Source organism: Salmonella sp. SSDFZ54, assembly GCF_004010735.1.
Lineage (GTDB): Bacteria > Pseudomonadota > Gammaproteobacteria > Enterobacterales > Enterobacteriaceae > Salmonella > Salmonella enterica.
In genome coordinates this window covers 3,752,164-3,778,080 of the sequence record NZ_CP034819.1, presented here as the reverse complement: position 1 = coordinate 3,778,080, position 25,917 = coordinate 3,752,164, and the positions used below count along the sequence as shown (strand labels likewise).

Annotated in this window: 27 protein-coding genes and 1 pseudogene; 15 read left to right on the top strand and 13 right to left on the bottom strand. The window is 49.7% G+C overall.

Translation table 11 applies throughout. The annotated features are described in order from the left end of the window. Nucleotides 1–302: 302 nt before the first annotated feature. The 7 genes from EOS97_RS18550 to EOS97_RS18520 all read right to left on the bottom strand — a co-directional run bounded on the left by EOS97_RS18550 (nucleotide 303) and on the right by EOS97_RS18520 (nucleotide 3,619). Entirely contained in the window at nucleotides 303–548 is a 246-nt protein-coding gene (locus EOS97_RS18550) for a hypothetical protein (RefSeq protein ID WP_000974174.1), read from the bottom strand. Beyond that, complete coding sequence (locus EOS97_RS18545; RefSeq protein WP_000065089.1) at nucleotides 548–868, bottom strand: hypothetical protein; 321 nt, start codon at nucleotides 866–868, stop codon at nucleotides 548–550. Before EOS97_RS18545 ends, EOS97_RS18550 begins: the two co-directional genes overlap by 1 nt. Beyond that, nucleotides 865–1,212: a DUF977 family protein gene (locus EOS97_RS18540; protein ID WP_000113626.1), complete on the bottom strand. Its 348-nt coding sequence runs from the start codon at nucleotides 1,210–1,212 to the stop codon at nucleotides 865–867. The genes EOS97_RS18545 and EOS97_RS18540 overlap by 4 nt, the downstream gene beginning before the upstream one ends. 10 nt (nucleotides 1,213–1,222) lie before the next feature. Beyond that, entirely contained in the window at nucleotides 1,223–1,972 is a 750-nt protein-coding gene (locus EOS97_RS18535) for an ATP-binding protein (RefSeq protein WP_001750113.1), read from the bottom strand. A gap of 2 nt (nucleotides 1,973–1,974) precedes the next feature. Then, nucleotides 1,975–2,958: a replication protein gene (locus EOS97_RS18530; protein ID WP_046340607.1), complete on the bottom strand. Its 984-nt coding sequence runs from the start codon at nucleotides 2,956–2,958 to the stop codon at nucleotides 1,975–1,977. An 84-nt stretch (nucleotides 2,959–3,042) separates the two neighbouring features. Then, nucleotides 3,043–3,417: a CII family transcriptional regulator gene (locus EOS97_RS18525; RefSeq protein ID WP_010835408.1), complete on the bottom strand. Its 375-nt coding sequence runs from the start codon at nucleotides 3,415–3,417 to the stop codon at nucleotides 3,043–3,045. Continuing rightward, nucleotides 3,383–3,619 (bottom strand): YdaS family helix-turn-helix protein, encoded by a 237-nt coding sequence (locus EOS97_RS18520; RefSeq protein WP_000992434.1) that lies wholly within the window; start codon nucleotides 3,617–3,619, stop codon nucleotides 3,383–3,385. The genes EOS97_RS18525 and EOS97_RS18520 overlap by 35 nt, the downstream gene beginning before the upstream one ends. A 104-nt stretch (nucleotides 3,620–3,723) precedes the next feature. Here EOS97_RS18520 and EOS97_RS18515 point away from each other — a divergent pair, with 104 nt between their 5' ends. Together EOS97_RS18515 and EOS97_RS18510 are read left to right on the top strand one after the other, a co-directional pair. Then, nucleotides 3,724–4,119 carry a helix-turn-helix domain-containing protein gene (locus tag EOS97_RS18515; protein ID WP_001230956.1) on the top strand — a complete coding sequence of 132 codons (396 nt, stop codon included), beginning with the start codon at nucleotides 3,724–3,726 and terminating at the stop codon, nucleotides 4,117–4,119. A 105-nt stretch (nucleotides 4,120–4,224) separates the two neighbouring features. Then, the gene (locus EOS97_RS18510; RefSeq protein ID WP_001750114.1) at nucleotides 4,225–5,166 is read left to right on the top strand and encodes a hypothetical protein; all 942 of its coding nucleotides are present in this window, start codon (nucleotides 4,225–4,227) and stop codon (nucleotides 5,164–5,166) included. 26 nt (nucleotides 5,167–5,192) lie between these two features. Here EOS97_RS18510 and EOS97_RS18505 read toward each other — a convergent pair whose 3' ends face one another. Next, nucleotides 5,193–5,399, bottom strand: coding sequence for a hypothetical protein (locus tag EOS97_RS18505; RefSeq protein ID WP_001750115.1), 207 nt, complete (start codon nucleotides 5,397–5,399; stop codon nucleotides 5,193–5,195). A 247-nt stretch (nucleotides 5,400–5,646) separates the two neighbouring features. Here EOS97_RS18505 and EOS97_RS27245 point away from each other — a divergent pair. The 9 genes and pseudogenes from EOS97_RS27245 to pncB form a co-directional block, all read left to right on the top strand. Then, nucleotides 5,647–5,803 (top strand): annotated as a pseudogene (locus EOS97_RS27245) (hypothetical protein); the annotation flags it as partial. After that, nucleotides 5,796–5,966, top strand: coding sequence for a YdaE family protein (locus tag EOS97_RS26800; RefSeq protein ID WP_000551857.1), 171 nt, complete (start codon nucleotides 5,796–5,798; stop codon nucleotides 5,964–5,966). The pseudogene EOS97_RS27245 and the gene EOS97_RS26800, both read left to right, overlap by 8 nt. Nucleotides 5,967–5,987: 21 nt before the next feature. Further along, a complete protein-coding gene (locus EOS97_RS18500) occupies nucleotides 5,988–6,338 on the top strand; it encodes a hypothetical protein (RefSeq protein ID WP_001750116.1) in 351 nt (116 codons plus the stop codon). Nucleotides 6,339–6,464: 126 nt separating this feature from the next. After that, nucleotides 6,465–9,392, top strand: a complete 2,928-nt coding sequence (locus EOS97_RS18495; RefSeq protein ID WP_001750117.1) for a RecE family exodeoxyribonuclease — start codon at nucleotides 6,465–6,467, stop codon at nucleotides 9,390–9,392. Beyond that, the gene (locus EOS97_RS18490) at nucleotides 9,355–10,512 is read left to right on the top strand and encodes a RecT family recombinase (protein WP_010835407.1); all 1,158 of its coding nucleotides are present in this window, start codon (nucleotides 9,355–9,357) and stop codon (nucleotides 10,510–10,512) included. Before EOS97_RS18495 ends, EOS97_RS18490 begins: the two co-directional genes overlap by 38 nt. A 42-nt stretch (nucleotides 10,513–10,554) precedes the next feature. Then, the gene (locus tag EOS97_RS18485; RefSeq protein WP_001237031.1) at nucleotides 10,555–10,794 is read left to right on the top strand and encodes a DUF4060 family protein; all 240 of its coding nucleotides are present in this window, start codon (nucleotides 10,555–10,557) and stop codon (nucleotides 10,792–10,794) included. Nucleotides 10,795–10,834: 40 nt separating this feature from the next. Next, the gene (locus EOS97_RS18480) at nucleotides 10,835–11,083 is read left to right on the top strand and encodes an excisionase family protein (protein ID WP_000065276.1); all 249 of its coding nucleotides are present in this window, start codon (nucleotides 10,835–10,837) and stop codon (nucleotides 11,081–11,083) included. Nucleotides 11,084–11,127: 44 nt separating this feature from the next. Beyond that, complete coding sequence (locus EOS97_RS18475) at nucleotides 11,128–12,420, top strand: site-specific integrase (RefSeq protein ID WP_001262307.1); 1,293 nt, start codon at nucleotides 11,128–11,130, stop codon at nucleotides 12,418–12,420. A 194-nt stretch (nucleotides 12,421–12,614) separates the two neighbouring features. Beyond that, nucleotides 12,615–13,817, top strand: a complete 1,203-nt coding sequence (pncB, locus tag EOS97_RS18470) for a nicotinate phosphoribosyltransferase (RefSeq protein WP_000191406.1) — start codon at nucleotides 12,615–12,617, stop codon at nucleotides 13,815–13,817. A 77-nt stretch (nucleotides 13,818–13,894) separates the two neighbouring features. Here the strand turns inward: pncB and EOS97_RS18465 are convergent, their stop codons facing one another. Together EOS97_RS18465 and dpaL are read right to left on the bottom strand one after the other, a co-directional pair. After that, nucleotides 13,895–15,331, bottom strand: a complete 1,437-nt coding sequence (locus tag EOS97_RS18465; protein ID WP_127836186.1) for a sodium:alanine symporter family protein — start codon at nucleotides 15,329–15,331, stop codon at nucleotides 13,895–13,897. 245 nt (nucleotides 15,332–15,576) lie between these two features. Next, nucleotides 15,577–16,791, bottom strand: coding sequence for a diaminopropionate ammonia-lyase (gene dpaL, locus EOS97_RS18460; protein ID WP_000544856.1), 1,215 nt, complete (start codon nucleotides 16,789–16,791; stop codon nucleotides 15,577–15,579). Nucleotides 16,792–17,108: 317 nt separating this feature from the next. Between dpaL and EOS97_RS18450 the strand changes: the two genes are divergently transcribed. The 4 genes from EOS97_RS18450 (at nucleotide 17,109) to aspC (ending at nucleotide 22,244) form a co-directional block, all read left to right on the top strand. Then, on the top strand, nucleotides 17,109–17,570 hold the full coding sequence (locus tag EOS97_RS18450; protein WP_000762342.1) for an Lrp/AsnC family transcriptional regulator: 462 nt from the start codon (nucleotides 17,109–17,111) through the stop codon (nucleotides 17,568–17,570). A gap of 200 nt (nucleotides 17,571–17,770) precedes the next feature. Beyond that, nucleotides 17,771–19,171: an asparagine--tRNA ligase gene (gene asnS / locus EOS97_RS18445; protein WP_000117867.1), complete on the top strand. Its 1,401-nt coding sequence runs from the start codon at nucleotides 17,771–17,773 to the stop codon at nucleotides 19,169–19,171. A gap of 606 nt (nucleotides 19,172–19,777) precedes the next feature. Beyond that, a complete protein-coding gene (gene ompF, locus EOS97_RS18440; RefSeq protein ID WP_000977709.1) occupies nucleotides 19,778–20,869 on the top strand; it encodes a porin OmpF in 1,092 nt (363 codons plus the stop codon). 184 nt (nucleotides 20,870–21,053) lie between these two features. Next, the gene (aspC, locus tag EOS97_RS18435) at nucleotides 21,054–22,244 is read left to right on the top strand and encodes an aspartate transaminase (protein ID WP_000462647.1); all 1,191 of its coding nucleotides are present in this window, start codon (nucleotides 21,054–21,056) and stop codon (nucleotides 22,242–22,244) included. A 61-nt stretch (nucleotides 22,245–22,305) separates the two neighbouring features. Here the strand turns inward: aspC and EOS97_RS18430 are convergent, their stop codons facing one another. From EOS97_RS18430 to ldtD, 3 genes are all read right to left on the bottom strand, one after another. Then, nucleotides 22,306–22,953, bottom strand: a complete 648-nt coding sequence (locus EOS97_RS18430) for an MBL fold metallo-hydrolase (protein WP_001109478.1) — start codon at nucleotides 22,951–22,953, stop codon at nucleotides 22,306–22,308. A gap of 27 nt (nucleotides 22,954–22,980) precedes the next feature. Then, complete coding sequence (locus EOS97_RS18425; RefSeq protein ID WP_000357052.1) at nucleotides 22,981–23,529, bottom strand: YcbK family protein; 549 nt, start codon at nucleotides 23,527–23,529, stop codon at nucleotides 22,981–22,983. Between the two features lie 259 nt (nucleotides 23,530–23,788). Then, on the bottom strand, nucleotides 23,789–25,636 hold the full coding sequence (gene ldtD, locus EOS97_RS18420) for a L,D-transpeptidase (RefSeq protein ID WP_000925876.1): 1,848 nt from the start codon (nucleotides 25,634–25,636) through the stop codon (nucleotides 23,789–23,791). Nucleotides 25,637–25,917 lie beyond the last annotated feature (281 nt).

Here is a 25,917-nt window from a genome sequence, read left to right as displayed (position 1 = left end):
CCATTTCAGAGATGTTCAGCCAGTGTTACTGATTGATTATTATCTGTATGTTACCAAAGATCTCAGTCATAGATATGGGGCCACTGGTTGCGAAACGAGTCTTAAAGCCAGATATTTCAATTTTTCTTGCTATCTACTCTGTATCATAGTCTGGGACTGTTAATCGAATACGTTCGTCATCTCTTACCAGTCCCAGGCTAGCATCCCCTCCACTAGCTCGGCGTCACGGTCAAAATGAACCACGTCGTATCACGCTTTCAACGCACAGGTATCTGGCGTGATTGGCCCTTCGTGGAAGTGGTTCATTCAGCCTTCCACTTGATGCCAGCAGCGGCCAATGCTTTTGCTTTGGCGCATACCGGGCAATAGAGCTCGCCTTTATGCAGCACCCAGCCGTTATTAAGCGAATCATCTTTAAGAAATTTCAGCGCTATGGAAACACTCTTAACACTTTCACGTGCTGACGTTATTGAACCGGCGTTCTGGCTAGAGAAACAGCCATCAATATCACCGAGACCCTCACAGCGCACTTCCATGAAAATAGCCATTACATGTCCTCCACACTGAATCCAGCCAGACGAACCTGCCGCTTAGCGAGCGTAATGGCTTCTTCATACGCTTTCTCTTGCTCGGTCCAGTAGCCGTTTGTTTTCGGCAGCAACACGGGTTTAGATAGCTTTGACTCCAGTTCTGCTATGCGCTTCTCAGAATCGGCCAACGCTGCAATAAGCTGGTCGGTGTACTGCTCGACGGCTTCCGCTATAGCGCGAAGCTCTGCGCTATTAGCTTCAATGATGAGACGAGAAAGCCTGTGTTGGTTTGCGTGTTTATCGGCACCCAGTAGCGCCTGTTTGTCGATGTTGCTCATTGGGCTCCCCCCTTGTTGATGCTCATTTTGGATGCTCCATAAACCTGCATTACCTGGCTTTTCTCCAGTGCCGGTAGCGCTGAAAATCCGGTTGTCTTGTTGCAGCTATAACGCTTCAGGTCATAATCAATTACTGCCCGCTGGTCACGAAAAACGCCGCACCGCCCGTGGCGGATGAAACCTCCGCGCACTAACGCGATCTGCAGATATTTCTCCGCCGTGGTTCGGTGCACGCCGAACATCGCAACGACGTCGTTCGTCGTGATGCGCCCCTGCTCTTTCACCAGACCGATAATCCGCTCAAGAATAATCATCCGTTCGCTGTGTGTTTTAGGTCGGGCCATTTTTAACCCCTTATTTCACAATCCGGAGGTGGCTAACGTTTTTCCGGTAGCTTCCCCAGTCAAAATTCACCCACATCCCTCCGTCCATCTGGAGGCGATCGATAACCCTCGCGCCCAGTGAATCCAACAGCCCCTCGTGGTTAAGATTCGTCAGAGCGCCAACAGGTCGCATCGATGAGAGACGGCGATCGATAACCTGATTGAGAATGACCTTCTCACCACTGCTCCCACGCTGAATACCGACTTCATCCAGTACCAGCAGGTCAACTTTGCAAAGGTCATCAAGCAGGGACGCTTCTGATTGCCCACCGTCGTAGCACTCACGAACCCTGAGCATCAGGTCAGGAATGGTTACCACCAGAACGCTATGACCGCTGGCCAGCAGATGATTTCCGATTGCCGCCGCAAGATGGTTTTTCCCGGTTCCCGGACCACCGCTGAACACAAAGCTCGCAAATCCGGCGCCAAAGTTCTGCGCATAGCTCTTAGCCATCGTGAAAGCCTTACGCTGGCCATCGCCGTTAACTTCGTAATTGGCGAACGTGCAACCGCGGTGTAAATCCTGAATTCCGGAACGTCCGAAAATCTTCTCGGTGCGGGATTTCTGATTCATCCTGTCAAGCTCTTCACTGCGTTTACGCCCTTCGGCTTCCTGCCATGTCCGCCACTCATCAGCAGTCGAGAATTTCGGCTGCACACTGGCTGGGATAATTCTTTTCAGGCGATCAAGCGCACTGCCAGTACCGATTACGTTTTTCATCGTTACCCCCTGAATCCGGTAGGAATGGTTTTGTCTGGCGCAGAAATGTGGTTCACATCTCTGCCAGCTCTTCGGTCGTTGAGAGCGAACTTCGGTTTGAATAGTCCCTGGTAGCCGTTGGCAATGCTTGTGTTGATGACGTTTACCGGATCGTGGCCTTCATCCAGGCACTCCTTCAGAAGCCTGAAAGCTTTTGTTACCGTCAGTTCGGTTTTTATGGGCTTTCCGGATTGCTGGCGGTATGTGACCCATTCGTTCCACGACGCAGCATTCAGCCATTCGGGAACAGGAATACTCAACGGATCAAACTTCACTTTTCCCTTAGGGGGATTAAAGGGGGTTAGATCTTTTATATTTGTCTTTGGAATAATGTCTTTGGTGTTCCCTGTTTTCGGGGATGCCATTCCCTCTTTTCGGGGATAACTATCCCCGTTTTCAGGGATGGCTGAATGGGGTAAAACGCTATCCCTGTTTTCAGGGATAACTATCCCCGTTTTCGGGGATGCCCTTCCCCCTTTTCGGGGATAACTATCCCTGGTTTCGGGTACAGAAATAATCCATGTGGCAATTTCATCATCAGGAAAAGACACCGGACATTTTGAGCAATGTGGCTTGGAATAAGCCCATTTATCCAGGTTTGTATTAATCCCTATGTATCTTGTTTGACCAATACGGCGCAGGATAATGATGTTACGATAGGCAAGACTCAGCACCGCTTCGGATACGTGCTTTACCTTCAGTGTTGTCTTATCTGCAATGAGGCTGTTGGCAATACGATCTGATTTTTTCGACCAGCCATAAGTCAGCCGGATAATCGCATTCAAAACACGGAACTCACGCCCCGATAGTTCAACGATACACAAGGCGTCCTGGATCTGATTAGCTAAACGTAAATAGCCATTTTCCAGATCAGCCATACGGCACTCCTGTTGCGTCGGTACCGGCGCAGGGAATTTGTATATTTCAGCGGTATTTGACATACTCATCTCCGCAATTACCTACCGTTTTTGCACCAGAAAGCCGTTGGTGTTCGCGCACCGCGGCTTTCGCCTTTTTGGTTGCTGCCATTTTCAGTCCCACCCCAGCGCATCCGGCCTGGCTCGTTCAGCCTTTAGCCCGGCATCAGCGAGAATCTCTACGGCTGTGAGATAGTTTCTGGATACCAGTACCGCTTCCGGTGGCGCGGCCTGAATCCCAAGAAAAGCCAGCTCTTTCGCCATGTTGCAGAAATATCCCTCAGCTTTACGCCTGCTGACTGTCGACTCGCTGATGCCCATATGCTCGGCGTATGATTTCTGCCCTACTGATGCAAGTCGGTTGAGCAGGACACTCTCTATCTCAATCGGGTTGATTTCTGGTGGGTCTAACTTTCGTGCAATTGCGTTCTCCATGGGTAAATATCCTCTATGGTTATTTGGCTGATGCCTCTTGGCTTGGTAATCCATCTGTTGGGTTTGGATACATGTCAGGGCGAAGTTCGTGTGGGGTGATGCCAGTTACATGAAAAATGGGGAAAACTCGGCCTTTAGGTACAACACCACCGTAACGTTTTTTCCAGTGACTAATTGTCATTGACGAAACACCGAGCTTTTCTGCCAGCTTTGAAGAATTGCCGGCAACTTGTATGGCTTTTTCTAATGCGTTCATAAACCACTCCTTAGAAGTTACAAACAAAATTAAACATTATGTTTAGTTTAAAGTCAACATTATGAATGTTGAGGAGATAAACTTTTAGTTTAGAATTTCGATATATGAGAAAAAACACACACCAAACTGACAATCCGCAGGTTCGGCGGTTAAATGAGATCATTGAGAAGAAGCGCATATCCAAAGCGGATATAGCGAGGATCTGCGGTGTGAGCGCTCAATCGGTCAACAACTGGTTTGTCAGGGGAGCAATAGGTAAAAGCTCTGCAATAAAACTTGCCGATGCGCTTGGCGTTAGCCTGGAATGGGTTTTAGGACAAGACGTGGATGCCAAAGATGGTTTGAGGCACGACGAACGGAGACTGTTGGAACTCTACAACCAACTACCAAATGAAGAAGAACAACAGAACATGTTGCGGATCGTATCCCTGCGCCTGAAGGAGCTCGACGAACTGTACGCCAAGTATATGGGGCGGCGGATTAAGGGTGATGCCGAGTAACACACAGCAGACGTACAGGAAGCATGGGTAATCATGCAAAAGAAGTCCGTTGAACTTAAAACAATATCGTAAATTAACTGTATATGCGATCAGGTGAGTGCCATAATGGATGCAGGCAGCGATTCGGAAACTAATGATATGAAGTTCAGGATAGTATACGACGGTCCAGCACTGGAGACGCACGAAATGAACGTGCGTGACCTTGCTCCTGCCCTCCTATCCTTGTCAGATGCATTAGAGGAAGCCGGAAAAACAGTTTATGGAAACAAGACCGTTGTTTCCGTAAAGGTTAACGCATCATTCAAAGCTGGATCATTTGGAATAGATCTGATTGCCTCATCTACATCTTGGATCAAACAGGCTGTTGATTTTTTTTCTGGCGATACAGCAACAGCCGCCGCTAATCTTATTGCTTTAATTGGTTTTTGCCCTGGCCCCAGAGAAAAAATTTGCAAGGGTCTAATCCAACTAGTTAAATGGATTGGACCAAGAGAAATAAAAAAGTTACACAATCTGCCTGATAGCAACGTTGAAGTCTTTGTTGATGACGATAGTGAAATTTTCGACAGCAAAGTAATTGAACTGTATAGAAATATTAAACTTCGTTCTTCATTGCAAGAAGTTATAAGCAAGCCATTAGAGCAAGAAGGCATCGACAGTTTTGCTTCCACTGTCGATGATGGACTGACATTCATGACGATCGACAAGCAAGAGGCACATTATTTCAAAGTTGAGCTACCTGCAGAGTCAATAATTTCAGAGTCCACGGTAGAGAAAGCTCTTCAGATTAAAAACATTTCTTTTAATGAAGGCAGCCGATGGAGATTTTCTGATGGTTCCAGTAGCTTTTTGGCTGAGATTAAAGACCAGAAGTTTATCAGTGATATTGATAACAACACCTTAAACTTTTCTAAAGGTGATATGTTGCTTGTTGACCTGAAGGTAACCCAATACATGATTGGCGATGCCATAAAAACCACATTCGAAATTGAGCATGTAAAAAAACAGCTGAATCCACAAAGACAAATAGATCTCCCATTCGAATAAATATACCCGGCCACCGCGCCGGGTATTTACTGCCCTTTCCTCACCATCGCAGCCGCATCCCGCAATACACCTTTGTGAATGACGTTTCCCACTGCCCTGCGCTTCTCCTCCAGGCGTTCAACGATCGCATCACGGTTAATCACTACGCCGTCGATTATCAATTCGACCACTGCGCCGCCAATCTCACCCGCAATGAATGCCGCACGGTCTTCTTCCAGCTCGTCACGATCCATAGCTAACCCTCTTTGATGATTTTATGACCATATGAAACCTTAAAATACATACTACCCACACCCCCCCCCTCCCAACAAATAAACAATTTGTTTATATAAAAACACTCATTATGTTGACACACTAATAAACATTGTGTTTAATTAATCCATAGCAACAACGAACCACCCAGGCAGGACGCCCACGAAGTAGCCGTCCGGGGCATACGAAGACCGGAATGAGGTGGAAAAGTTAACGCGCAGAAGGTTTAAAACGTTCCGCTGGCCGGCGATAAGGCACGAGGATGAGAATGATTGATTTCGCACGTAAACCAGCTCGACAGCAGGCCGTCCCGCTCAACCGGATTGAGGTTTTAATCCGCCGCCTCTGCTACCTGCTGGCGCAGAAAGGAGATCCGGATGCATAACCAAAAGACATGCGCTTACCACCTGTGTGGAAAGACGATTGAGCAAGGCAAAGAAGTAAAAAACGAGCTGACGCTGATTCGCGGCGCGCAGCTGACACATGAAGAGCGCGATTACTGCTCTGTACGTTGTGCCTCATACGACCAGATGGCGCACGAAAGTTAAATAGTAGTTCCGAAATATGAAATGAAAAATTCGCCATTAATTTGGCGTGGCTTCCTACACCCTGAATTTAAGACTGGAGAAATTATGGAAATCGTAAAAATCGAAATGAACCTGAAAGCAGTTAATAAGAGCATTGCTTTATTCAATTGCGAAAAGAAAGTCTCAGGCGTTATTCACTCAAATTCAACTGGCGAAACTACTGTGATTCTCGACGGTGGATATGTACTCGGAAAGTTCGACTGTCCTCATTGTGCTGTAGAAGCCATTTCGCTGCTCACAGTCAAGGTAAGTGATGGAGAACAAGCAGGGTTTGGTAATTACCGAAGTTACAAGCTTGATTACTCAGAAAAATTTTATCAGACCATCCATTAAGAAAACGCCCACCGAAGCGGGCGTGCCCTGTCCGGTCCAACCGACCAAAGCGAACCGGACCTAACAACCAGATATATCGGGGTGCTGTTAAGGCACCTCCATTCTACACGAATTGAGGACAAAACAATGAGTGGAACTAATCCTGTATTTTTAGTCCGCAAAGCAAAGAAATCATCAGGCCAGAAAGACGCTGTACTCTGGTGCAGTGATGATTTTGAAGCGGCAAATGCAACACTGGATTATCTTCTGATTAAATCCGGTGCGAAGCTGAAAGATTATTTCAAAGCTGTCGCTACTAATTTCCCTGTCGTTAACGAGCTGCCGCCGGAAGGCGAACTGAGCTTCACTTTCTGCGATTACTATCAACTCGCTAAAGACAATATGACCTGGACGCAAATCCCCGGCGTCACCCTGCCATCATCTGAAGCCGCCGCCGCGGCGCGCCAGCATATCGTCGATGGTGTTGATACCGAAACAGGCGAAGTGCTGGAAGACCACACCGAAAATTTTGGTAACGAAAGCAACAGCCCTGCCCAGGCAACAGCCCCAGCCCCCGAGCTGACTGTTGTCGCAACTATGCCTCTCCGTCACCGCGTTCTTGCTCAGTACATAGGTGAAGGTGAGTATCTTTATCACGTCGACGCCTCCCAGAAAAAAGAAATTCTGCGTCTCGAAATGGACACCGATAATTCATATGTCCAGAACTTGCTGCTTGCCGCCGAGAATGTTGAAGCGTTCAAGAAAGCCATTGAACACGATGTTCATAAGGTAGTTAATGCCATCAAAAAAGTATTCCCTGTCGATGGAAAAACTCCTGAACTGGCGACTGTTATCCAGTTCCTTAAAACATGGTTCGAGACGGAGCATATCGATCGCAGTTTGCTCGTTAAGGAGTGGGCGAAAGGCAACCGTGTATCGGCTATTCAACGCACTGAAAGCGGCGCCAACGCTGGCGGTGGCAATAAGACTGACCGTAACCCTGATTACGAACACACTCTCGATACTCTGGACGTAGAGATTGCAATGGCCACTTTGCCTATGGACTTTAATATCTATGAGCTACCTGGCAGCGTTTACCGTCGCGCAAAAGAAATCGTAAAGAAAAAGGAAAGTCCGTTCAAAGAATGGTCCGCAGCACTTCGCGCAACGCCCGGTATCCTGGATTATTCCCGCGCCGCTATTTTCGCGCTGATCCGAAGCGCACACCCTGAGTTTTATCACTACCCCGGACGCCTTCAGGGGTATATCAACGCCAACTTAACGGAGACTGATCACGAGAACCCCACCGAGGAAGCTCTCACGGCTGCCCGACACACTCCGGAAAAAGACGCGGTAGAAGAAGCCAACCGACAGCTTGCCGCCGCGCGCGGTGAATATGTGGAAGGCATCAGCGACCCGAACGACCCAAAATGGGTGAAGACCGGGACAAGCCAGCCGACCACCGAACCTGGACTGGTTAAAAATGTTGGCAACGGTATTTTCGACGTGTCCGCTTTAATGCAGAACTCATCAACTCATGGCACAGAAACGAATCCGGAGACCACCAGCAATGTGCAGGTTCAAAAAGCTGACAGTGATGAAAAACAGGCTGGTGATGCGGTGCAGGCAGGCGAAGGCGATCTGGGTACTGGTAAAGAAGCAGTTACCGTAGAGAACCAGAATCAGGCTGAGACGCACCAGAACAACGATTCTGTGAGCCAATCTGAACCTGAGGCGCAACAAAACGTACCGGAATCGCAACAAGAAGAGCCAGAAGCAGCCTGGCCGGAATACTTCGAGCCGGGCCGCTATGAAGGTGTACCAAACGAGGTTTACCACGCCGCCAACGGGATCAGCTCAACTCAGGTGAAAGATGCTCGCGTGTCGCTGATGTACTTTAACGCGCGTCACGTAGAGAAGACTATCGTCAAAGAGCGCTCTCCAGTGCTTGATATGGGCAACCTGGTACATGTTCTGGCTCTACAGCCGGAAAACCTCGAAGCAGAGTTCAGCGTAGAGCCGGAGATCCCTGAGGGTGCTTTCACCACCACCGCCACCCTGCGCGAGTTCATCGACGCGCACAACGCCAGCCTGCCAGCGCTGCTGAGTGCTGACGATATCAAAGCGCTGCTGGAAGAGTACAACGCCACCCTGCCGTCGCAGATGCCGCTTGGAGCTTCGGTAGATGAAACCTATGCATCGTATGAGCAGCTTCCCGAAGAATTCCAGCGCATTGAAAACGGCACCAAACATACAGCCACGGCGATGAAAGCCTGCATCAAAGAGTACAACGCCACCCTGCCCGCGCCGGTTAAAACCAGCGGCAGCCGTGACGCGCTGCTGGAGCAACTGGCAATAATCAACCCTGACCTGGTCGCTCAGGAAGCGCAAAAATCGTCGCCGTTGAAAGTCTCTGGCACGAAGGCCGATCTGATTCAGGCCGTGAAATCAGTCAACCCGGCAGCGGTATTCGCCGACGAATTGCTGGATGCGTGGCGGGAGAACACCGAAGGGAAAGTGCTGGTCACCCGCCAACAGCTCAGCACCGCGCTGAACATTCAGAAAGCCCTGCTGGAGCACCCGACCGCCGGCAAATTGCTGACTCACCCAAGCCGCGCTGTCGAGGTTAGCTATTTTGGGATTGATGAGGAAACCGGGTTGGAAGTTCGGGTACGCCCTGACCTTGAGCTCGATATGGGCGGCCTGCGCATTGGCGCCGACCTGAAAACTATTAGCATGTGGAACATCAAGCAGGAAGGCCTGCGTGCGAAGTTGCACCGGGAAATCATCGATCGGGACTATCACCTGAGCGCGGCCATGTACTGCGAAACTGCGGCGCTGGACCAGTTTTTCTGGATTTTCGTCAACAAAGACGAGAACTACCACTGGGTCGCCATCATTGAGGCGTCTACCGAGTTGCTGGAACTTGGCATGCTGGAATACCGCAAAACAATGCGAGAGATAGCAAACGGCTTCGACACTGGTGAATGGTCAGCGCCTATCACAGAAGACTACACCGACGAACTGAACGATTTTGATGTGCGCCGCCTTGAAGCGTTGCGCGTACAGGCATAAGGGGAAAATCATGGAAAACACAAATATTGTTACCACTGAGCAGCAGGCACCAAACACCATTTCTGCCAGTAACGCAATTTTTAACGTTCAGGCACTGGGTCAGTTAACAGCTTTCGCTAACCTGATGGCAGACTCACAGGTGACGGTACCGGCACACCTTGCAGGGAAACCAGCCGACTGTATGGCAATCGTCATGCAGGCTATGCAATGGGGCATGAACCCTTACGCTGTGGCGCAGAAAACACACCTGGTTAACGGTGTTCTTGGTTACGAGGCACAACTGGTCAACGCAGTAATCGCAAGCTCCAGTGCCATTCATGGCCGTTTTCATTACCGCTATGGGGGTGACTGGGAGCGCTGCACCAGGACACAGGAAATCACACGCGATAAAAACGGTAAAAATGGGAAGTACACCGTCACTGAGCGCGTTCGTGGCTGGACAGATGAGGACGAGATCGGCCTGTTCGTTCAGGTTGGTGCCATTCTGCGAGGTGAATCTGAAATCACCTGGGGAGAACCTCTTTACCTCTCCGGCGTTGTTACCCGCAATTCTCCGCTATGGGTTTCAAACCCTAAACAGCAAATTGCCTATCTGGGCGTTAAATATTGGGCTCGCCTGTACTGCCCGGAAGTGATCCTCGGCGTGTACAGCCCTGATGAGGTTGAGCAACGAGAAGAACGCGAGATTAACCCTGCTCCAGTCCAGCGCATGAGCGTACAGGAAATCACCAGCGAGGTTAGCACCAGGACCAGCGCGCAGGAGTCGGCAGCTAACGTTGATGCTGTTGCCGACGATCTTCGCGAACGCATTGATACAGCAAGTTCCGTTGATCAGGCAAAAGCAATCCGTGCGGATATCGAATCACAGAAAGCGTTGCTGGGTACTGCGCTGTTCACCGAATTAAAAAACAAAGCAGTGAAGCGCTATTACCAGGTCGATGCACAGAACAAAGTCGAGGCAGTGATCAACTCAATTCCAAACCCTGGCGAACCGGAAGCCGCAGCGATGTTTGCTAAAGCTGAAAGCACGCTTGGCGCTGCTAAACGTCATCTTGGCGACGAACTGCACGATAAGTACCGCGTCACCCTGGACGATATGAAACCGGAATACATCGGCTAATTGCATCGGGAGGGGTTACGCCCTCCCGCCTGAGGAGGTTTTATGCGCCTTATAAATCGCAGTAAGCAATCGCCATTGGGCCGTCGCGCATGTGATGTTGCACTGGCGGCGCATCATGAAAAGTTCGGCGATTACGGCAGACAAAAGCACGTTACCAATTACACCGTTGTAGTGGATGGCGTAAAGGTGCCTGTTGAAGTAGTTAACCGGGCCACCAGCTACGTAGCCACCGCAATGATCGGCGTCCGGAAACTTAGAAATCTGCCAGCACAGGCAAACTGAATATTAGCGATGGCCCGCTGCGGGGCCACTGGAGAAAACGATGAGCAACATTATCCAACTGACGCCAAACAAGTGGGTTAGCGAAAAAGTTCTGATTGCGGTTACCGGGCTTAAGCCCGGAACCATTACCCGCGCCAGAAAAGAATCCTGGATGCTGGGCCGCGAGTACCTGCACATTTCACCAGACGGAAATCCGAAGCCTTCGAGCGAATGCATATACAACAGAGAAGCCGTTGATCAGTGGATCGAGGCGCAGAAAAAAAATCAACCAGGTGCGAAGACAACATGAAAAGCAGTACACTCGTCAATGCTCCTGGACGTCAGGAGGGATTAATGGCTAATGCATCATACCCGACAGGCGTCGAAAACCACGGCGGTTCGCTCCGCATCTGGTTTCTGTATAAAGGTAAACGTGTCAGGGAAAACCTTGGTATCCCTGACACTGCAAAAAATCGCAAGATAGCTGGCGAACTGCGTTCTTCGGTTTGTTTTGCGATAAGGATGGGGAATTTTAACTATGTGGAAAAATTCCCAAACTCACCGAACCTTGCCCGGTTCGGTCAGGATAGAAAGGAAATTACTGTGCTGGAGCTTACCGAAAGATGGTCCGAGCTGAAGAGAATGGAGATCAGCTCTAATACCATGAGTAGGTACGAATCTATCATAAAAAACATGCTTCCACTCATCGGCGAAAACAAAATGGTTTCTGCGGTGACTACTGAGGATTTGCTGTATGTCAGGAAGGAGTTGCTGACGGGCTTTCAGGTAATGAAGAAGGATCACCGGACTCAGGTTAAAGGCCGGAAATCGTCCACAGTGAATAATTACATGATGCTGATGGCCGAGATCTTCCAGTTTGGAACAGATAACGGCTATGCAAAGGAAAACCCGTTTAGCGGAATTAACCGTCTCAAGAAAGCGAAAGGGGAACCAGATCCACTCACGACAGACGAGTTCATCAGGTTTATCCAGGCATGCGGACACCAGCAGATGAGAAATCTCTGGTCACTGGCAGTCTATACCGGAATGAGGCATGGGGAGTTGTGCGGTCTGGCCTGGGAAGATATCGATCTGCATGCCGGGACGATCATTGTGAAGCGCAACCTTACCCAGACGGATGAGTTCACCCTGCCAAAAACCGACGCAGGTACTGACAGGGTGATATATCTCATTCAACCAGCTATTGATGCCCTGAGGAATCAGGCCCAGTTGACACGCCTTGGCCGGCAGTTTGAGGTTGAAGTGAAGTTGCGGGAATATGGACAATCTGTCATTCAGCCCTGCACGTTCGTATTCAGCCCTCAATGCGTCAAACGTGGACCTCGCACAGGATATCACTACGCGGTTAATTCCATTAATAAAATTTGGGCCCCGATAATCAAGCGTGCCGGCATTCGTTACCGTAACGCGTATCAGTCACGACATACCTATGCATGCTGGTCATTATCAGCTGGTGCTAACCCAAACTTTATAGCAACGCAGATGGGGCATACCGATGCACAGATGGTTTACAAGGTGTATGGAAAGTGGATGTCAGAGAAGAGCGCAGAACAGGTTTCTCTGCTCAACCAGGCACTTTCCCGCTATGCCCCATCACTGCCCCAAAGCATGGTAGCAGCGCAGTAGAAATCCTTAAATTCAAGGGGTTAGCAGTCGCATCGCTACATTTTTATAACATGGGGCACGAAATGCGCTCGACCCTAAAGACAGCTTATGGTGTGATCGGGGTTCAATAAATCGCTAAACAAGGTATACTCCAGCGGTTTTCTTAGTTGTTTATTGTACTAAACGCTCCCGTGAGAGGACGCAACAGCGCACCTATGACACAATTCGCTTCTCCTGTTCTGCACTCGTTGCTGGATACAGATGCTTATAAGTTGCATATGCAGCAAGCCGTTTTTCACCACTACTATGATGTGCAGGTAGCGGCTGAGTTTCGTTGCCGTGGCGACGACCTGCTGGGTATTTATGCCGATGCTATTCGCGAGCAGGTGGACGCGATGCAGCACCTGCGCCTCCAGGAGGACGAGTTCCAGTGGCTCTCCGGCCTGCCCTTTTTTAAACCGGATTATCTGAACTGGTTACGCGAGTTTCGCTATAACCCGGCTCAAGTCTGTGTCACCAACGATAACGGCAAGCTGAATATTCGCTTAACCGGCCCGTGGCGTGAAGTCATTATGTGGGAAGTGCCGCTGCTGGCCGTGATCAGTGAGCTGGTTCATCACTACCGCTCGCCAAACGCGGGCGTTGATCAGGCGCTCGACGCGCTGGAAAGTAAGCTGGTTGATTTCACTGCGTTAACCGCCAATCTCGATATGTCCCGCTTCCACCTGATGGACTTCGGCACCCGCCGCCGTTTCTCTCGTGAAGTGCAGCAGGCGATAGTTAAACGTCTCCAGCAGGAGTCATGGTTCGTCGGCACCAGCAACTATGATCTCGCGCGTCGCCTGGCGCTGACGCCGATGGGCACTCAGGCGCACGAATGGTTCCAGGCGCATCAACAAATCAGTCCGGACCTGGCGACCAGCCAGCGTGCCGCGTTGGCCGCCTGGCTTAACGAATATCCGGACCAGCTTGGTATCGCATTGACAGATTGCATTACAATGGATGCGTTTTTACGCGATTTCGGCATTGAATTCGCCAGCCGTTATCAGGGGTTACGCCACGACTCAGGAGACCCTGTCGCATGGGGCGAAAAGGCGATTGCTCATTATGAAAAGCTGGGGATTGATCCGCTGACAAAAACGCTGGTCTTTTCAGATAACCTTGATCTGCAAAAGGCGGTCGAGCTCTATCGCCATTTCGCCTCTCGCGTGCAGTTAAGCTTCGGCATCGGTACCCGACTGACCTGTGATATCCCTCAGGTAAAACCGCTCAATATCGTGATTAAACTCGTGGAATGTAACGGAAAGCCGGTGGCTAAACTTTCCGACAGCCCCGGTAAAACGATCTGTCATGATAAAGCGTTTGTGCGCGCGCTGCGTAAAGCGTTCGATCTCCCGCAGGTGCGTAAAGCAAGTTAACCATGCCTGTGCGAAGCGCCCGGAAAGTGGGCGCTTTGTTACTCTTCTGACCATCTTACCTGTTCTGGCCGCGATGGTTACTCCTCTTTCCCTTCACTCTTCGACATATTTACGTGCGTGATTTGCGTTGTTTTTACAGAATTAGTGTCCCGCTGTGTACGCGTTCTGAATATATTGAATTCGCTAATAAATTCTTTACGCAGCAAGAACAGAGCAATTACGTTGGGGATAACCAGAAAACCGACAGCAATATCAGCCATTAACCAGATTACCGGGATTTCCATATTAACGGCAATCAGTGGCGGCAAAAAATATAGCCATTTAATGATGCGTTCTAGCTTATCGCCAAAGATATAGTTTATCGAAGTGCGAAATTTAATATATGAACCAAGATAAGAAGTAAACAGAATCAACGCCACACCGAGACAGAGAACCTGAACAATAATCGGATGCCATGTTTCTTTTAAGGCGGCAAAGATAATCTGAATACCTTTATAACTGGCGTCTGTCCACATACCAGAAGCAAGTACAGCAAATGCGGTAAAGTTACAGGTAATCATTGAAACAAAAAATACTTCCACTGCCCCCCACATTCCCTGACGGAAAGCATAATCCACGTTGGCAGTAGCATGTACTGTGGCCGAGGTACCCATGCCGGCTTCGTTAGTGAATATTCCGCGACTGGCTCCTTTACTGATGGCCATCATGATGGTTGACCCGACAAAGCCACCGGCTGCTGGCGCAGGGGCAAAGGCATAATAGAAAATACTTTTTATAACCTGTGGGATAGCCTCGATATTCAATACCACTACACCAGCGGCACCAATGAAATAGGCAATGGTGATCGGTGGAAGTGCAATCGTACAGAATTTACCAAGACTGGAGAGTCCTTTTAAAATAACCAACGCGCCTACGATGACAATAAATCCCCCGATGACGCTTGTTGGGATTTCAAACGTATAGTGAATGACCGCCGCCATCGTATTAGTTTGCACAAAACAGGCATCCGTAATAACCAGAATCATTAATGCAAACGCATATAATCCTGCCAGGGGATGCCATTTTTTATTGAGCCCTTTCTTAATATAATGCATTGGGCCGCCATAATATTCGCCATTCTCACCTTTACTTCGGTATTTCACCGCCAGCGTCACTTCAACCATTTTGGTCATCATACCCACGACCGCAATGATCCACATCCAGAAAATTGCCCCAGGTCCGCCAACCGCAATAGCCGCAGCAACACCTGCGATCGTTCCCGCGCCTAATGAGCCGGATAGCACAGTGGCAGCCACCTCTATTGATTTTAAGGATTTTTTAGACGCTGCCTCGCCAGTAGTGTTTTGTTTATTTTTTCCGGCAAGTGTACCAATTGTATTACGGTAAATTTCTTTTAAATTGATAATCTGGAAAAATTTGAGGCGTACTGTGAAATAAAAGCCAATGCCGATAACACACAAAAATAATGGGCCACCCCATAGAAATTCAAAGAGTTGTGAAAGTTGCTCTAACATAATGACCTCGGATTTAAATTAATTCGTTCAGTCTCAGAAATAATCTTTCCAGTTCAGCGTAATCCTGAATTTTGCCAACAACACTAAACTGGAAAGTCAGCGGGTAGGAGCATCCCTTACTCACTAAATGCCGTTTTAATGGTATATTGTTATGAAGTTTTGCTTCCTGCATTAGGTTTATTATGCGTATAAAAAACGCGATTTTTACATGCTGCCTTTATTATCTAATTTTTTAGTCGTAATGTTTAAGCACTGCGTCCGTTCCAGACTATATCTTCATAAATATCTGGGGACGTATCGCCTTCGGTGCTAATAAGCAGAACATGAGCACTGGCATCAAGCTGTAAGCGATTAGCAAGATCCTGATAATGCATATTGTTCATCAACTCATAAAGTAATCCTACGCCAATAGCTCCGGACTCGCCGGAAATAAAAGGCGTATCAGTGCCTGGACGCGGCGCGGCAGAAATGCGCATACCCTTAGCCGCCAGACAATCATCAGCGGAAATAAAACAACTGGTGTTGTCCCGAATAATAGGCCAACTGATAATATTCGGCTCCCCACACGCAAGCCCGGCCATTATCGTCGCCATATCGCCAGTGACGCAGTGAGGTTGACCATCATCCATAACTGCGGATTGATAAAGACAGTTGGCCTGATGCGGCTCAACCACAATAATATTATGGATATTTTCCTGCATTTTTTCAACAAAATAACCCATAACACTGCCAGCAAACGATCCCACCCCCGCTTGTAAAATAAGGTGGGTTGGCAACGGACTGTTTGTTTCTGCGAGCTGCTCATAAGCTTCAACCGCTAGTGTCATATAGCCTTGCATAATCCACGTTGGGATCTCTTCATACCCTGTCCAGGCTGTATCCTGCAAAAGCACCCAGCCTTTTGTTTGCGCCATTCTATGGGCCAGTCGCACTGCATCATCGTAGTTCAGATCGGTGATGGTGCATTCAGCTCCATGATGGCGAATATTCTCTGCCCGGATTAACGATGATCCTTTAGGCATATAAACGACGGCTTTTAGACCTAATTGCTCCGCCGCCCACGCCACACCACGGCCATGATTGCCATCCGTCGCGGTAACAAAAACACAATCCTTAATTTTTTCTTTAATCTCAGGAGTGTTAAGGGCAGCAAAACTTAACGAGTTAATATCACATTGCAATTTATCAGCGAGATATTTTCCTACAGCATAAGAGCCGCCCAGACCTTTAAAAGCATTCAGACCAAAACGCCAGGATTCATCTTTAATATGGATGGACCCTAGTCCAAGCCGCCGGCTTAGATGCGCCAGATTATGTAACGGCGTGACGGCATAATTGGGTAATTTTTTATGAAATGCTAACACCTCACGCCCAACGTTTCCGTTAAGCAAACTTAAGGCCGCTCCTGTACCATATTTTTTCCGACGTGTATTAAACTGGTATTTAATAAGTTCATGCATAATGATACCTTTTGTTAAAGTTTATTTATTGAAATAATATGTTTTTGGCAATTATTGAGTAGAAACAAGTAAAGAACTCGCGTTTTGTGGCTGTAGTAGTGGTTATCCTCACTTTAATAAACCGTACTGATAAAAGAGTCGCACAATATCTATTACGTCCTTTTCTTTATTCCACTGATTATGATAGTACTATGCTTATTGCTGTTAAATGGCGCGAAAATGCCCATCGTCGTGCAATTTTCACCTTTTTTTAACGACCTGGACGCGGCAAAATTGCGCACAGTGATAGTCATCACATTAAAGAGGTTATTTGCGATATGAAGCTTGACGCCTGGGATAAAAACATTCTGACATTATTGCAGCGCGATAATCGTCTTTCTCAGCGGGAAATCGCCGAACAGGTCAATCTTTCACCTTCGGCAGTGAATCGTCGTATCGCGGCACTGGAGGAGGCGGGCATAATTAAAGGCAATGTCAGCCTTATTGATGCTGGCAAAGTGGGACGCCCGGTCACGATTGTGGTGCAGGTGGTGATCGAAAACGAGCGATTCAATTTACTGGAAGAGGCTCGTCAACGGTTTGTCAGTTGCCCGCAGGTGCAGCAGGTCTACTACGTAACGGGCGATTTCGACTTTTTACTGGTGCTCAATGTTCGTGACATGGCGGAATATGAAGCGCTTACCCGTGAGCTTTTCTTTTCCTCAGGCAATATTAAGTCTTTTAAAACGATTGTCGTGATGCAAAACGCCAAGCAAGAGATGCGCGTCCTGATCGAGTAACGTGCGCAAAGCTTGCAAAACCAGCCTAAATTCTCAATGGTTCGCGAGCAGGTGCGAACTTTTTACAGGTTTCTTTCTGAAAACCTGCTTCCAGATGCGATTTCTGCTTGTCTGATTGCAGATGCCAGGTAACATAGGAATACCCCCATTTCGGGTGGACAAGTGTTTATTTTTTCCGACTATTAACTAGAGAGAATATTATGAGCGTTGTGCCTGTAGCCGACGTACTCCAGGGCCGCGTAGCCGTTGACCAAGAAGTCACCGTGCGCGGATGGGTGCGTACCCGCCGAGATTCAAAAGCTGGCATCTCCTTCCTCGCCGTTTATGACGGCTCCTGCTTTGATCCTGTACAGGCTGTCATTAATAATTCTCTGCCCAATTATAATGAAGAAGTATTACACCTGACGACAGGCTGCTCCGTGGTAGTAACAGGTAAGGTTGTCGCGTCGCCGGGACAGGGGCAAAGTTTCGAAATCCAGGCCACGAAAGTAGAGGTCGCAGGCTGGGTGGAAGATCCGGATACCTACCCGATGGCGGCAAAACGCCATAGCATTGAGTATCTGCGTGAGGTCGCGCATCTGCGCCCGCGCACCAACCTGATTGGCGCGGTAGCGCGCGTCCGCCATACTCTGGCGCAGGCGCTGCATCGCTTCTTCGATGAGCAGGGTTTCTTTTGGGTCTCTACCCCGCTGATTACCGCTTCCGATACCGAAGGCGCTGGCGAAATGTTCCGCGTCTCAACGTTGGATCTGGAAAACCTGCCACGTAACGACCAGGGCAGAGTAGATTTTGACAAAGACTTTTTTGGCAAAGAATCATTCCTGACCGTCTCCGGCCAGCTCAACGGTGAAACGTATGCCTGTGCGCTGTCCAAAATCTATACTTTTGGGCCGACCTTCCGCGCGGAAAATTCCAACACCAGCCGCCACCTGGCGGAGTTCTGGATGCTGGAGCCGGAAGTGGCGTTCGCCGATCTGGAAGACAACGCCCGTCTGGCGGAAGCCATGCTGAAATATGTCTTCAAGGCGGTTCTGGAAGAGCGTGCGGATGACATGAAGTTCTTTGCCGAACGCGTGGATAAAGACGCTATCGCTCGTCTGGAGCGTTTTGTCTCCACCGACTTTGCTCAGGTTGATTACACCGATGCGGTCGCCATTCTGGAACGCTGTGGTAAGACATTTGAAAACCCGGTGTTCTGGGGCGTCGACCTCTCTTCCGAACACGAACGCTATCTGGCGGAAGAGCATTTCAAAGCGCCGGTAGTGGTGAAAAACTATCCGAAGGAAATTAAAGCGTTTTACATGCGCCTTAACGAAGATGGCAAAACCGTGGCGGCCATGGATGTGCTGGCGCCGGGAATCGGCGAAATCATCGGTGGTTCCCAGCGTGAAGAGCGTCTGGATGTGCTGGATGCCCGTATGGCCGAAATGGGGCTGAATAAAGAGGATTACTGGTGGTATCGCGACTTGCGTCGCTACGGTACTGTACCGCATTCCGGCTTTGGCCTGGGCTTTGAACGCCTTATCGCTTACGTCACGGGTGTGCAAAACGTGCGCGATGTTATTCCGTTCCCACGGACCCCACGCAACGCCAGCTTCTGATTTTTACGTCACACTCAAGGCCAGCTATGCTGGCCTTTTTTTTCGCCTGAATGTCAGTTTTATTATCAATAAGTAAATAAATTTAATTACAACCCTCTGAATTACCACATCTTGTTACTGTATATTTCACGAAAATATTTACACATAAAAATTAATCCTTAATTTTATTGCGGATTAGATTTTTCTGCTCTAATAGCACAATTTTTCACCACAATTTCGGACATCAAGACTTCTAAATGGCTATTTTTATGAAATAGCTCGTCTGCTGCTTTTTCAGGCACAACGGTTCTACAAGCCAATAATTACAATAAAATCATAGTAATAAAAGAAAAACGATCAAATCAAAGCGAGAACTCAGGGGAAGTTTGACGTTGTTCACAAAGTTCCGTGAAAATAACATTTGTTTACATATTTTTTCCTTTTGAAACTAAATCTTTATATTTGTAGCACTTTCACGGTAGCGAAACGTTAGTTTGAATGGAAAGATGCCTGTCAGACACATAAAGACACCAAACTCTCATCAATATTTCTGTAAAGTTTTATTGACGGAATTTATTGACGGCAGTGGCAGGTGTCATATAAAAAAACCAATGAGGGTAATAAATAATGATGAAGCGCAAAATCCTGGCAGCGGTGATCCCTGCCCTGCTGGCTGCTGCAACCGCAAACGCAGCAGAAATTTATAATAAAGATGGTAATAAGCTGGATCTGTACGGTAAAGCCGTGGGTCGTCACGTATGGACAACGACCGGCGATAGCAAAAATGCCGACCAGACTTATGCCCAGATTGGTTTTAAAGGGGAAACGCAGATTAACACCGATCTGACCGGTTTCGGTCAGTGGGAATACCGTACTAAAGCAGACCGCGCTGAAGGCGAACAGCAGAACTCGAATCTGGTCCGTCTGGCCTTCGCGGGTTTGAAATACGCGGAAGTGGGTTCAATCGATTATGGTCGTAACTACGGTATCGTTTACGATGTTGAATCTTATACCGATATGGCCCCCTACTTCTCCGGCGAAACCTGGGGCGGCGCCTATACCGATAACTACATGACCAGCCGTGCTGGCGGTTTGTTGACCTACCGTAACTCTGACTTCTTTGGTCTGGTGGACGGTCTCTCTTTCGGTATCCAGTATCAGGGTAAAAATCAGGACAACCACAGCATTAACTCTCAGAATGGCGATGGCGTAGGTTACACCATGGCATATGAGTTCGACGGCTTTGGCGTCACCGCAGCGTACAGCAACAGCAAGCGTACTAACGATCAGCAGGATCGCGATGGTAATGGCGATCGCGCAGAGTCATGGGCCGTTGGCGCGAAATATGATGCAAACAACGTCTACCTGGCTGCCGTATATGCTGAAACCCGCAATATGAGCATTGTTGAAAATACGGTTACCGATACCGTGGAAATGGCAAACAAAACGCAGAACCTGGAAGTGGTCGCTCAGTACCAGTTTGACTTCGGCCTGCGTCCGGCAATCTCGTATGTGCAGAGTAAAGGTAAGCAGTTGAACGGCGCCGACGGCTCGGCCGATCTGGCGAAATATATTCAGGCAGGCGCGACTTACTACTTCAACAAAAACATGAACGTATGGGTTGACTACCGTTTCAACCTGCTGGACGAAAACGACTACAGCTCCAGCTACGTTGGCACCGACGATCAGGCGGCTGTCGGTATTACTTACCAGTTCTGATCAGCAGACCCCTTTGTTTTATGCCTCAAAAACAGGACTTCGGTCCTGTTTTTTTATCTCTCTTAGAGAAAATGTGCGTCTTTCAAAAACAGGCGGGCTTTTTAGCGCTAACGGTTGGCATTTTGTAAATCTGCCGTTAACCTGATAGCGGATTTCCCTTCTGTAACTATAATGGAACCTCGTCATGTTTGAGAACATAACCGCCGCTCCTGCCGACCCGATTTTGGGCCTGGCCGATCTGTTTCGCGCCGATGACCGTCCAGGGAAAATTAACCTTGGCATTGGCGTATATAAAGATGAAACCGGCAAAACACCGGTGCTCACCAGCGTTAAAAAAGCCGAGCAGTATTTACTGGAAAATGAAACGACGAAAAACTATCTCGGCATTGACGGGATTCCGGAATTTGCTCGCTGCACTCAGGAACTGCTGTTCGGCAAAGGCAGCGCGCTGATTAACGATAAGCGCGCACGCACGGCGCAAACGCCGGGCGGTACCGGCGCGTTACGCATTGCCGCCGACTTTTTGGCAAAAAATACTCCGGTAAAACGGGTGTGGGTGAGCAACCCCAGCTGGCCGAACCACAAAAGCGTGTTTAACGCTGCCGGCCTGGAAGTTCGGGAGTACGCTTACTACGATGCGGAAAATCACTCGCTGGATTTTGAAGCGCTACAAGCCAGCCTGAGCGAAGCACAGGCCGGCGATGTGGTTCTGTTCCACGGTTGCTGTCATAACCCAACCGGCATTGACCCTACTCTGGAACAGTGGCAGGTTCTGGCTGAGCTTTCCGTTGAAAAAGGGTGGCTGCCGCTATTCGATTTCGCCTACCAGGGCTTTGCCCGCGGCCTGGAAGAAGATGCGGAAGGTCTGCGCGCCTTTGCCGCGCTGCATAAAGAGCTCATTGTCGCCAGCTCCTACTCCAAAAACTTCGGCTTATATAATGAGCGCGTCGGCGCCTGCACCCTCGTTGCCGCCGATGCGGAAACCGTGGATCGCGCTTTTAGCCAGATGAAATCCGCCATTCGCGCTAACTACTCCAACCCACCAGCGCACGGCGCGTCCATCGTCGCGACTATCCTGAGTAATGACGCCCTGCGCGCTATCTGGGAACAGGAACTGACGGACATGCGCCAGCGTATTCAGCGTATGCGTCAACTGTTCGTGAATACCTTGCAGGAAAAAGGCGCGAACCGTGACTTCAGCTTTATTATCAAGCAGAACGGGATGTTCTCATTCAGCGGTCTGACCAAAGATCAGGTGCTGCATCTGCGTGAAGAGTTTGGCGTTTATGCCGTGGCTTCTGGTCGCGTGAACGTGGCGGGCATGACCCCGGATAATATGGCGCCGCTGTGCGAAGCCATTGTCGCGGTACTATAAAAAGCTGCCGACTGGCGTGACCGATAAAAAAGCCTGCACATTGCAGGCTTTTTCATTCTGCTTACCAGACCGGCATCTCATCTTGCAGGAAGGGATTATGCAGACGCTCGTATCCGAGCGTAGAGAGCGGGCCGTGGCCAGGAATAAAGGTCACATCATCGCCAAGCGGCAATAATTTACGCTTAATGGCGTCAATCAACTGGGTGTGATCGCCGCGAGGAAAATCGCTGCGCCCGACGCCACCTTTGAAAATCACATCGCCGGAGATCAGCAGTTGCGACTGTTCATCAAAGAAAACCACGTGTCCCGGCGTGTGTCCCGGACAATGTAACACCTGTAACGTCACATTCCCCACGCTGACGCGATCGCCGTCGTTCAACCAGCGATCAGGCGTCAGCGGCTGACACTCATCCAGACCAAACATGCGGCTTTGCGCCGGCAGTCCTTGCAGCCAGAACTCATCTTCTTTTTCCGGACCGATAACAGGAACGCCGTAATACTGCGCCAGTTCACTCGCCGCGCCGACATGATCGAGATGCCCATGCGTGAGTAAAATTTGCATCAACGTCACGCCGCTGGCGTCCACTTCCTGTTTAATTTTTTCCGCGTCGCCGCCCGGATCGACCAGCGCCGCCAGCCGGGTTTGTTCGCACCAGATTAATGAACAGTTCTGGGAGAACGCGGTGACCGGAATAATACGATAGTTCATACTGCTCCTTTGATTAAGCCTCGCTGATTACCAGTGCCGCGCCGGCCCGGTATCAATATGCACAAAGTTACTACGTGGGTAATATCCTACACCACCTGCGCGCATAGATAACGCCGCTTTGCGAATATTGCTCAGCGCCACGCCTTCAATATGAAAATCCATCGCCTGCCCTTTTGTATGGTAGCTTTTTTTCGCTACGCCGCTGCTACGGGCGCGTAATTCATTATTGGTATCAAGAGAACGGTAGCCTGAGATGAGCTGCACAGGTTTACGCGTCCCTAACAGCCCCTGAAGTCGGTAAAGTTGGTCAAACAGGCGGGGATCGATTGATCGGACTTTATTCGCGCGATAGTCACGGAAAAAATGGTTTAACTTTGCTAATTCATCCTGAATGTAGGCTCTTCCATCGAAAAACTCCGCCTTGATTGACTCTCCGGTATGGAGATTGTTTAACGTCAAAATGCGCGGGCGTGGGGTCGAGAGTGTGGCAAACGCTGGCGCGGGCAGGATGGCGGCGCCGAGAGCGACACCACCAAGCGCCAGCAGCTTGCGGCGATTAGCGTCAAATTTGTCCATGATAATCAGGTCTACAGGTCAATGTTATCGTTAATACACTTCTACCTTTAAGCAGACATGATACCGGCTGGCACAGACTTCTGAACGGCCCGGTCGACTTAAAGGTTGTTGTATATGCACTTCTGGCGCACGAAAGGCACCTTAACTGCCGATAAAGCCCGCGTCAAGATGGCCCTCCCCCAGCCACAACGGGGGTCTACAGCGAAACGCCCCGTTGAAGCCAAACATTAGGACAACATATTTACCAGAACTTCTTCATTTACCTGATTAATTGTTCAACCTTTGGCACAATTTGTGCGCTGGATCGCGCTGTGAGATCGTAATTGTAAATATCTGTACGATATTGCATACGTCCATCTGCGCCGACAAACGCGGTCAGATAGTAAAGATTTACTGGAATGTTCTGCCGGATATTGACATACCGCGTGTCGCCTTGCTTCAGGGCGCCTGAGATCCGCGCATCGTTCCAGCCAGCATCCTGCAAGAGCATATTCGCCAGTTCAGAGGCCTTATTGACCCGCACGCAGCCGGAACTTAACGCCCTGGCGTCACGCTGAAAGAGAGTATGGTTAGGCGTATCGTGCAGATAGATCGCATCTGAGCTCGGCATATTAAATTTATAACGCCCCAGCGAATTGTGCGCGCCTGGCGCCTGCTGGAAACGGAACGGAAGATTCGATGGCGTAATGGTGGCCCAGTCAACCTGCCACGGATCGATCGCTTCTTTGCTGTTCCAGCCGCGCATCACGGTGTAGCCATGGCGCTCCAGATAGCCTGGGTCATTCCACACCTTCGGTAAAATGTCTTTACGCGCAAGCGTGGGCGGAACGTTCCACGGCGGGTTCACCACCACATTATTCAGCGCGCTGCTCATCATCGGCGTTTTACGATCGGGACGCCCGACGATCACCCTTGAAGCCAGCACCTGGTTGCCATTCTGATAGTAGACCAGCGAATAAGCGGGAATGTTTACCATAATACCGGTAGAGAGTTCCGCCGGCAGCAGGCGTAAACGCTGGATATTCAGTGCCAGTACGCCTGCGCGTTGCGCGGGGGTCATATTAAGCCAGTTACGCGTCGCCGGGCCAATAACGCCATCCGCCCCCAGCCCTTGCCATGCCTGAAAACGCTTTACCGCCTCGACCAGTTCACGATCGTAGGCGCGTGCCGCCGGAACCGACTTACTACGGCGGGCCGTTTGTTCGTCGACCGGCTGCGCCACCGATGTTTCGACTACCGCGGCGGAGGGGCTGACGACGGCGCTATCAGCAGTGTTATCGCCGGGTAAGGCTATCTTTGGACCGCCATCCAGCATCCCCGTACGCTGTAATATTTCGCGCAGCGCAGGCACATCGTTACTCCATTGCCCCGGGCGCAGCGTCGCGGTATTGGCCAACTGCGGCCACGGGCGAGAGTCCGCCACCAGCTTCAGCAACGCGTCATGCATGGGCGCATACTGTGGATGCTGCGGCGCCAGGCTGGCGACAAACATCGGCAACTGGCCCTCTTCCAGCGCGATTTGCCACTGGTTAATCACCGAGACTGGCGGCGTCGCCAATGCGTAAGGTTTGTTGCTATATAACCAGCGCTGGCCTTTGACGGGGATATTCGCAATGAAATGGAGATAGCCCATCATGGCGTCTGACAACACAACATCGCGCGCCATACCGTTTACGGCGGGATCGGTCAACAATGCCACCCAGGCGGTAAACTGCGGCTGGAATCCGGCAATCGCCACCTCCGCCAACTGTTGCTGGAAGGCTTTCACCGCATCGCGATTATCCCACATGGGCTTCATGTCGCGCGCGGCATACAGCAATGTCAGCTGGCTCATATAGACCGGCGTATAGCCGGAAGGAAGCTGCGACTGTAAATCAGCCCGGACTTTCTCGGCTGAAACGCCCTCCGGCAGCGGCTGAATCCCGGCCATAATCGCCGTCGCGGCGGATTGCTTCTGCGGCCCAGCCTGATCCGTCGCGGCAACGGCGCTATCGCCAGGTATCATTTCAGGCTCATCGGCCTGCGCATTGAACAGTGGAGCGAATGTTACGGCCAGGCATAAACTGATTGCCGACAGACAACGACCACACATCTTATTAAGCAACATCCCTTGCCCCCTGTTTTCGTTATCATACTCCGCATGACTGCGCTGCCCGCAGCGCGGGTCAACCGCAACCAATGCTTTTGTTTAGTATGACGAGTCAGCCTGCTCACTCGTCAGGCTTAACTCCAGTATATAAAGTTCGTTACGTTTTTGCCTAACCTAATGTAAAGAAGTTTAAAGAAAATGCACTACCCGGAGAGATTTTTCAGATAAAGAAAAAGGCGGCCTTCGCCGCCCCAGGCTAATGATAAAACAGAACTTGTTGTGCCGGATGGCGGCGTAAC

What these genes read in the sequence shown, in the direction of transcription:
- EOS97_RS18515 (WP_001230956.1), top strand. Translation starts at nt 3,724, where the DNA reads ATGAGAAAAAACACACACCAAACTGACAATCCGCAGGTTCGGCGGTTA.
- ompF (WP_000977709.1), top strand. Translation starts at nt 19,778, where the DNA reads ATGATGAAGCGCAAAATCCTGGCAGCGGTGATCCCTGCCCTGCTGGCT.
- EOS97_RS18520 (WP_000992434.1), bottom strand. Translation starts at nt 3,619, where the DNA reads ATGAACGCATTAGAAAAAGCCATACAAGTTGCCGGCAATTCTTCAAAG.
- EOS97_RS18525 (WP_010835408.1), bottom strand. Translation starts at nt 3,417, where the DNA reads ATGGATTACCAAGCCAAGAGGCATCAGCCAAATAACCATAGAGGATAT.
- EOS97_RS18475 (WP_001262307.1), top strand. Translation starts at nt 11,128, where the DNA reads ATGGCTAATGCATCATACCCGACAGGCGTCGAAAACCACGGCGGTTCG.
- EOS97_RS18465 (WP_127836186.1), bottom strand. Translation starts at nt 15,331, where the DNA reads ATGTTAGAGCAACTTTCACAACTCTTTGAATTTCTATGGGGTGGCCCA.
- EOS97_RS18535 (WP_001750113.1), bottom strand. Translation starts at nt 1,972, where the DNA reads ATGAAAAACGTAATCGGTACTGGCAGTGCGCTTGATCGCCTGAAAAGA.
- EOS97_RS18430 (WP_001109478.1), bottom strand. Translation starts at nt 22,953, where the DNA reads ATGAACTATCGTATTATTCCGGTCACCGCGTTCTCCCAGAACTGTTCA.
- ldtD (WP_000925876.1), bottom strand. Translation starts at nt 25,636, where the DNA reads ATGTTGCTTAATAAGATGTGTGGTCGTTGTCTGTCGGCAATCAGTTTA.
- EOS97_RS18500 (WP_001750116.1), top strand. Translation starts at nt 5,988, where the DNA reads ATGAAAAATTCGCCATTAATTTGGCGTGGCTTCCTACACCCTGAATTT.
- EOS97_RS18425 (WP_000357052.1), bottom strand. Translation starts at nt 23,529, where the DNA reads ATGGACAAATTTGACGCTAATCGCCGCAAGCTGCTGGCGCTTGGTGGT.
- EOS97_RS18495 (WP_001750117.1), top strand. Translation starts at nt 6,465, where the DNA reads ATGAGTGGAACTAATCCTGTATTTTTAGTCCGCAAAGCAAAGAAATCA.
- EOS97_RS18480 (WP_000065276.1), top strand. Translation starts at nt 10,835, where the DNA reads ATGAGCAACATTATCCAACTGACGCCAAACAAGTGGGTTAGCGAAAAA.
- EOS97_RS18530 (WP_046340607.1), bottom strand. Translation starts at nt 2,958, where the DNA reads ATGAGTATGTCAAATACCGCTGAAATATACAAATTCCCTGCGCCGGTA.
- dpaL (WP_000544856.1), bottom strand. Translation starts at nt 16,791, where the DNA reads ATGCATGAACTTATTAAATACCAGTTTAATACACGTCGGAAAAAATAT.
- EOS97_RS18450 (WP_000762342.1), top strand. Translation starts at nt 17,109, where the DNA reads ATGAAGCTTGACGCCTGGGATAAAAACATTCTGACATTATTGCAGCGC.
- EOS97_RS26800 (WP_000551857.1), top strand. Translation starts at nt 5,796, where the DNA reads ATGCATAACCAAAAGACATGCGCTTACCACCTGTGTGGAAAGACGATT.
- EOS97_RS18540 (WP_000113626.1), bottom strand. Translation starts at nt 1,212, where the DNA reads ATGGCCCGACCTAAAACACACAGCGAACGGATGATTATTCTTGAGCGG.
- pncB (WP_000191406.1), top strand. Translation starts at nt 12,615, where the DNA reads ATGACACAATTCGCTTCTCCTGTTCTGCACTCGTTGCTGGATACAGAT.
- EOS97_RS18505 (WP_001750115.1), bottom strand. Translation starts at nt 5,399, where the DNA reads ATGGATCGTGACGAGCTGGAAGAAGACCGTGCGGCATTCATTGCGGGT.
- EOS97_RS18550 (WP_000974174.1), bottom strand. Translation starts at nt 548, where the DNA reads ATGGCTATTTTCATGGAAGTGCGCTGTGAGGGTCTCGGTGATATTGAT.
- EOS97_RS18545 (WP_000065089.1), bottom strand. Translation starts at nt 868, where the DNA reads ATGAGCAACATCGACAAACAGGCGCTACTGGGTGCCGATAAACACGCA.
- asnS (WP_000117867.1), top strand. Translation starts at nt 17,771, where the DNA reads ATGAGCGTTGTGCCTGTAGCCGACGTACTCCAGGGCCGCGTAGCCGTT.
- EOS97_RS18510 (WP_001750114.1), top strand. Translation starts at nt 4,225, where the DNA reads ATGGATGCAGGCAGCGATTCGGAAACTAATGATATGAAGTTCAGGATA.
- EOS97_RS18485 (WP_001237031.1), top strand. Translation starts at nt 10,555, where the DNA reads ATGCGCCTTATAAATCGCAGTAAGCAATCGCCATTGGGCCGTCGCGCA.
- aspC (WP_000462647.1), top strand. Translation starts at nt 21,054, where the DNA reads ATGTTTGAGAACATAACCGCCGCTCCTGCCGACCCGATTTTGGGCCTG.
- EOS97_RS18490 (WP_010835407.1), top strand. Translation starts at nt 9,355, where the DNA reads ATGTGCGCCGCCTTGAAGCGTTGCGCGTACAGGCATAAGGGGAAAATC.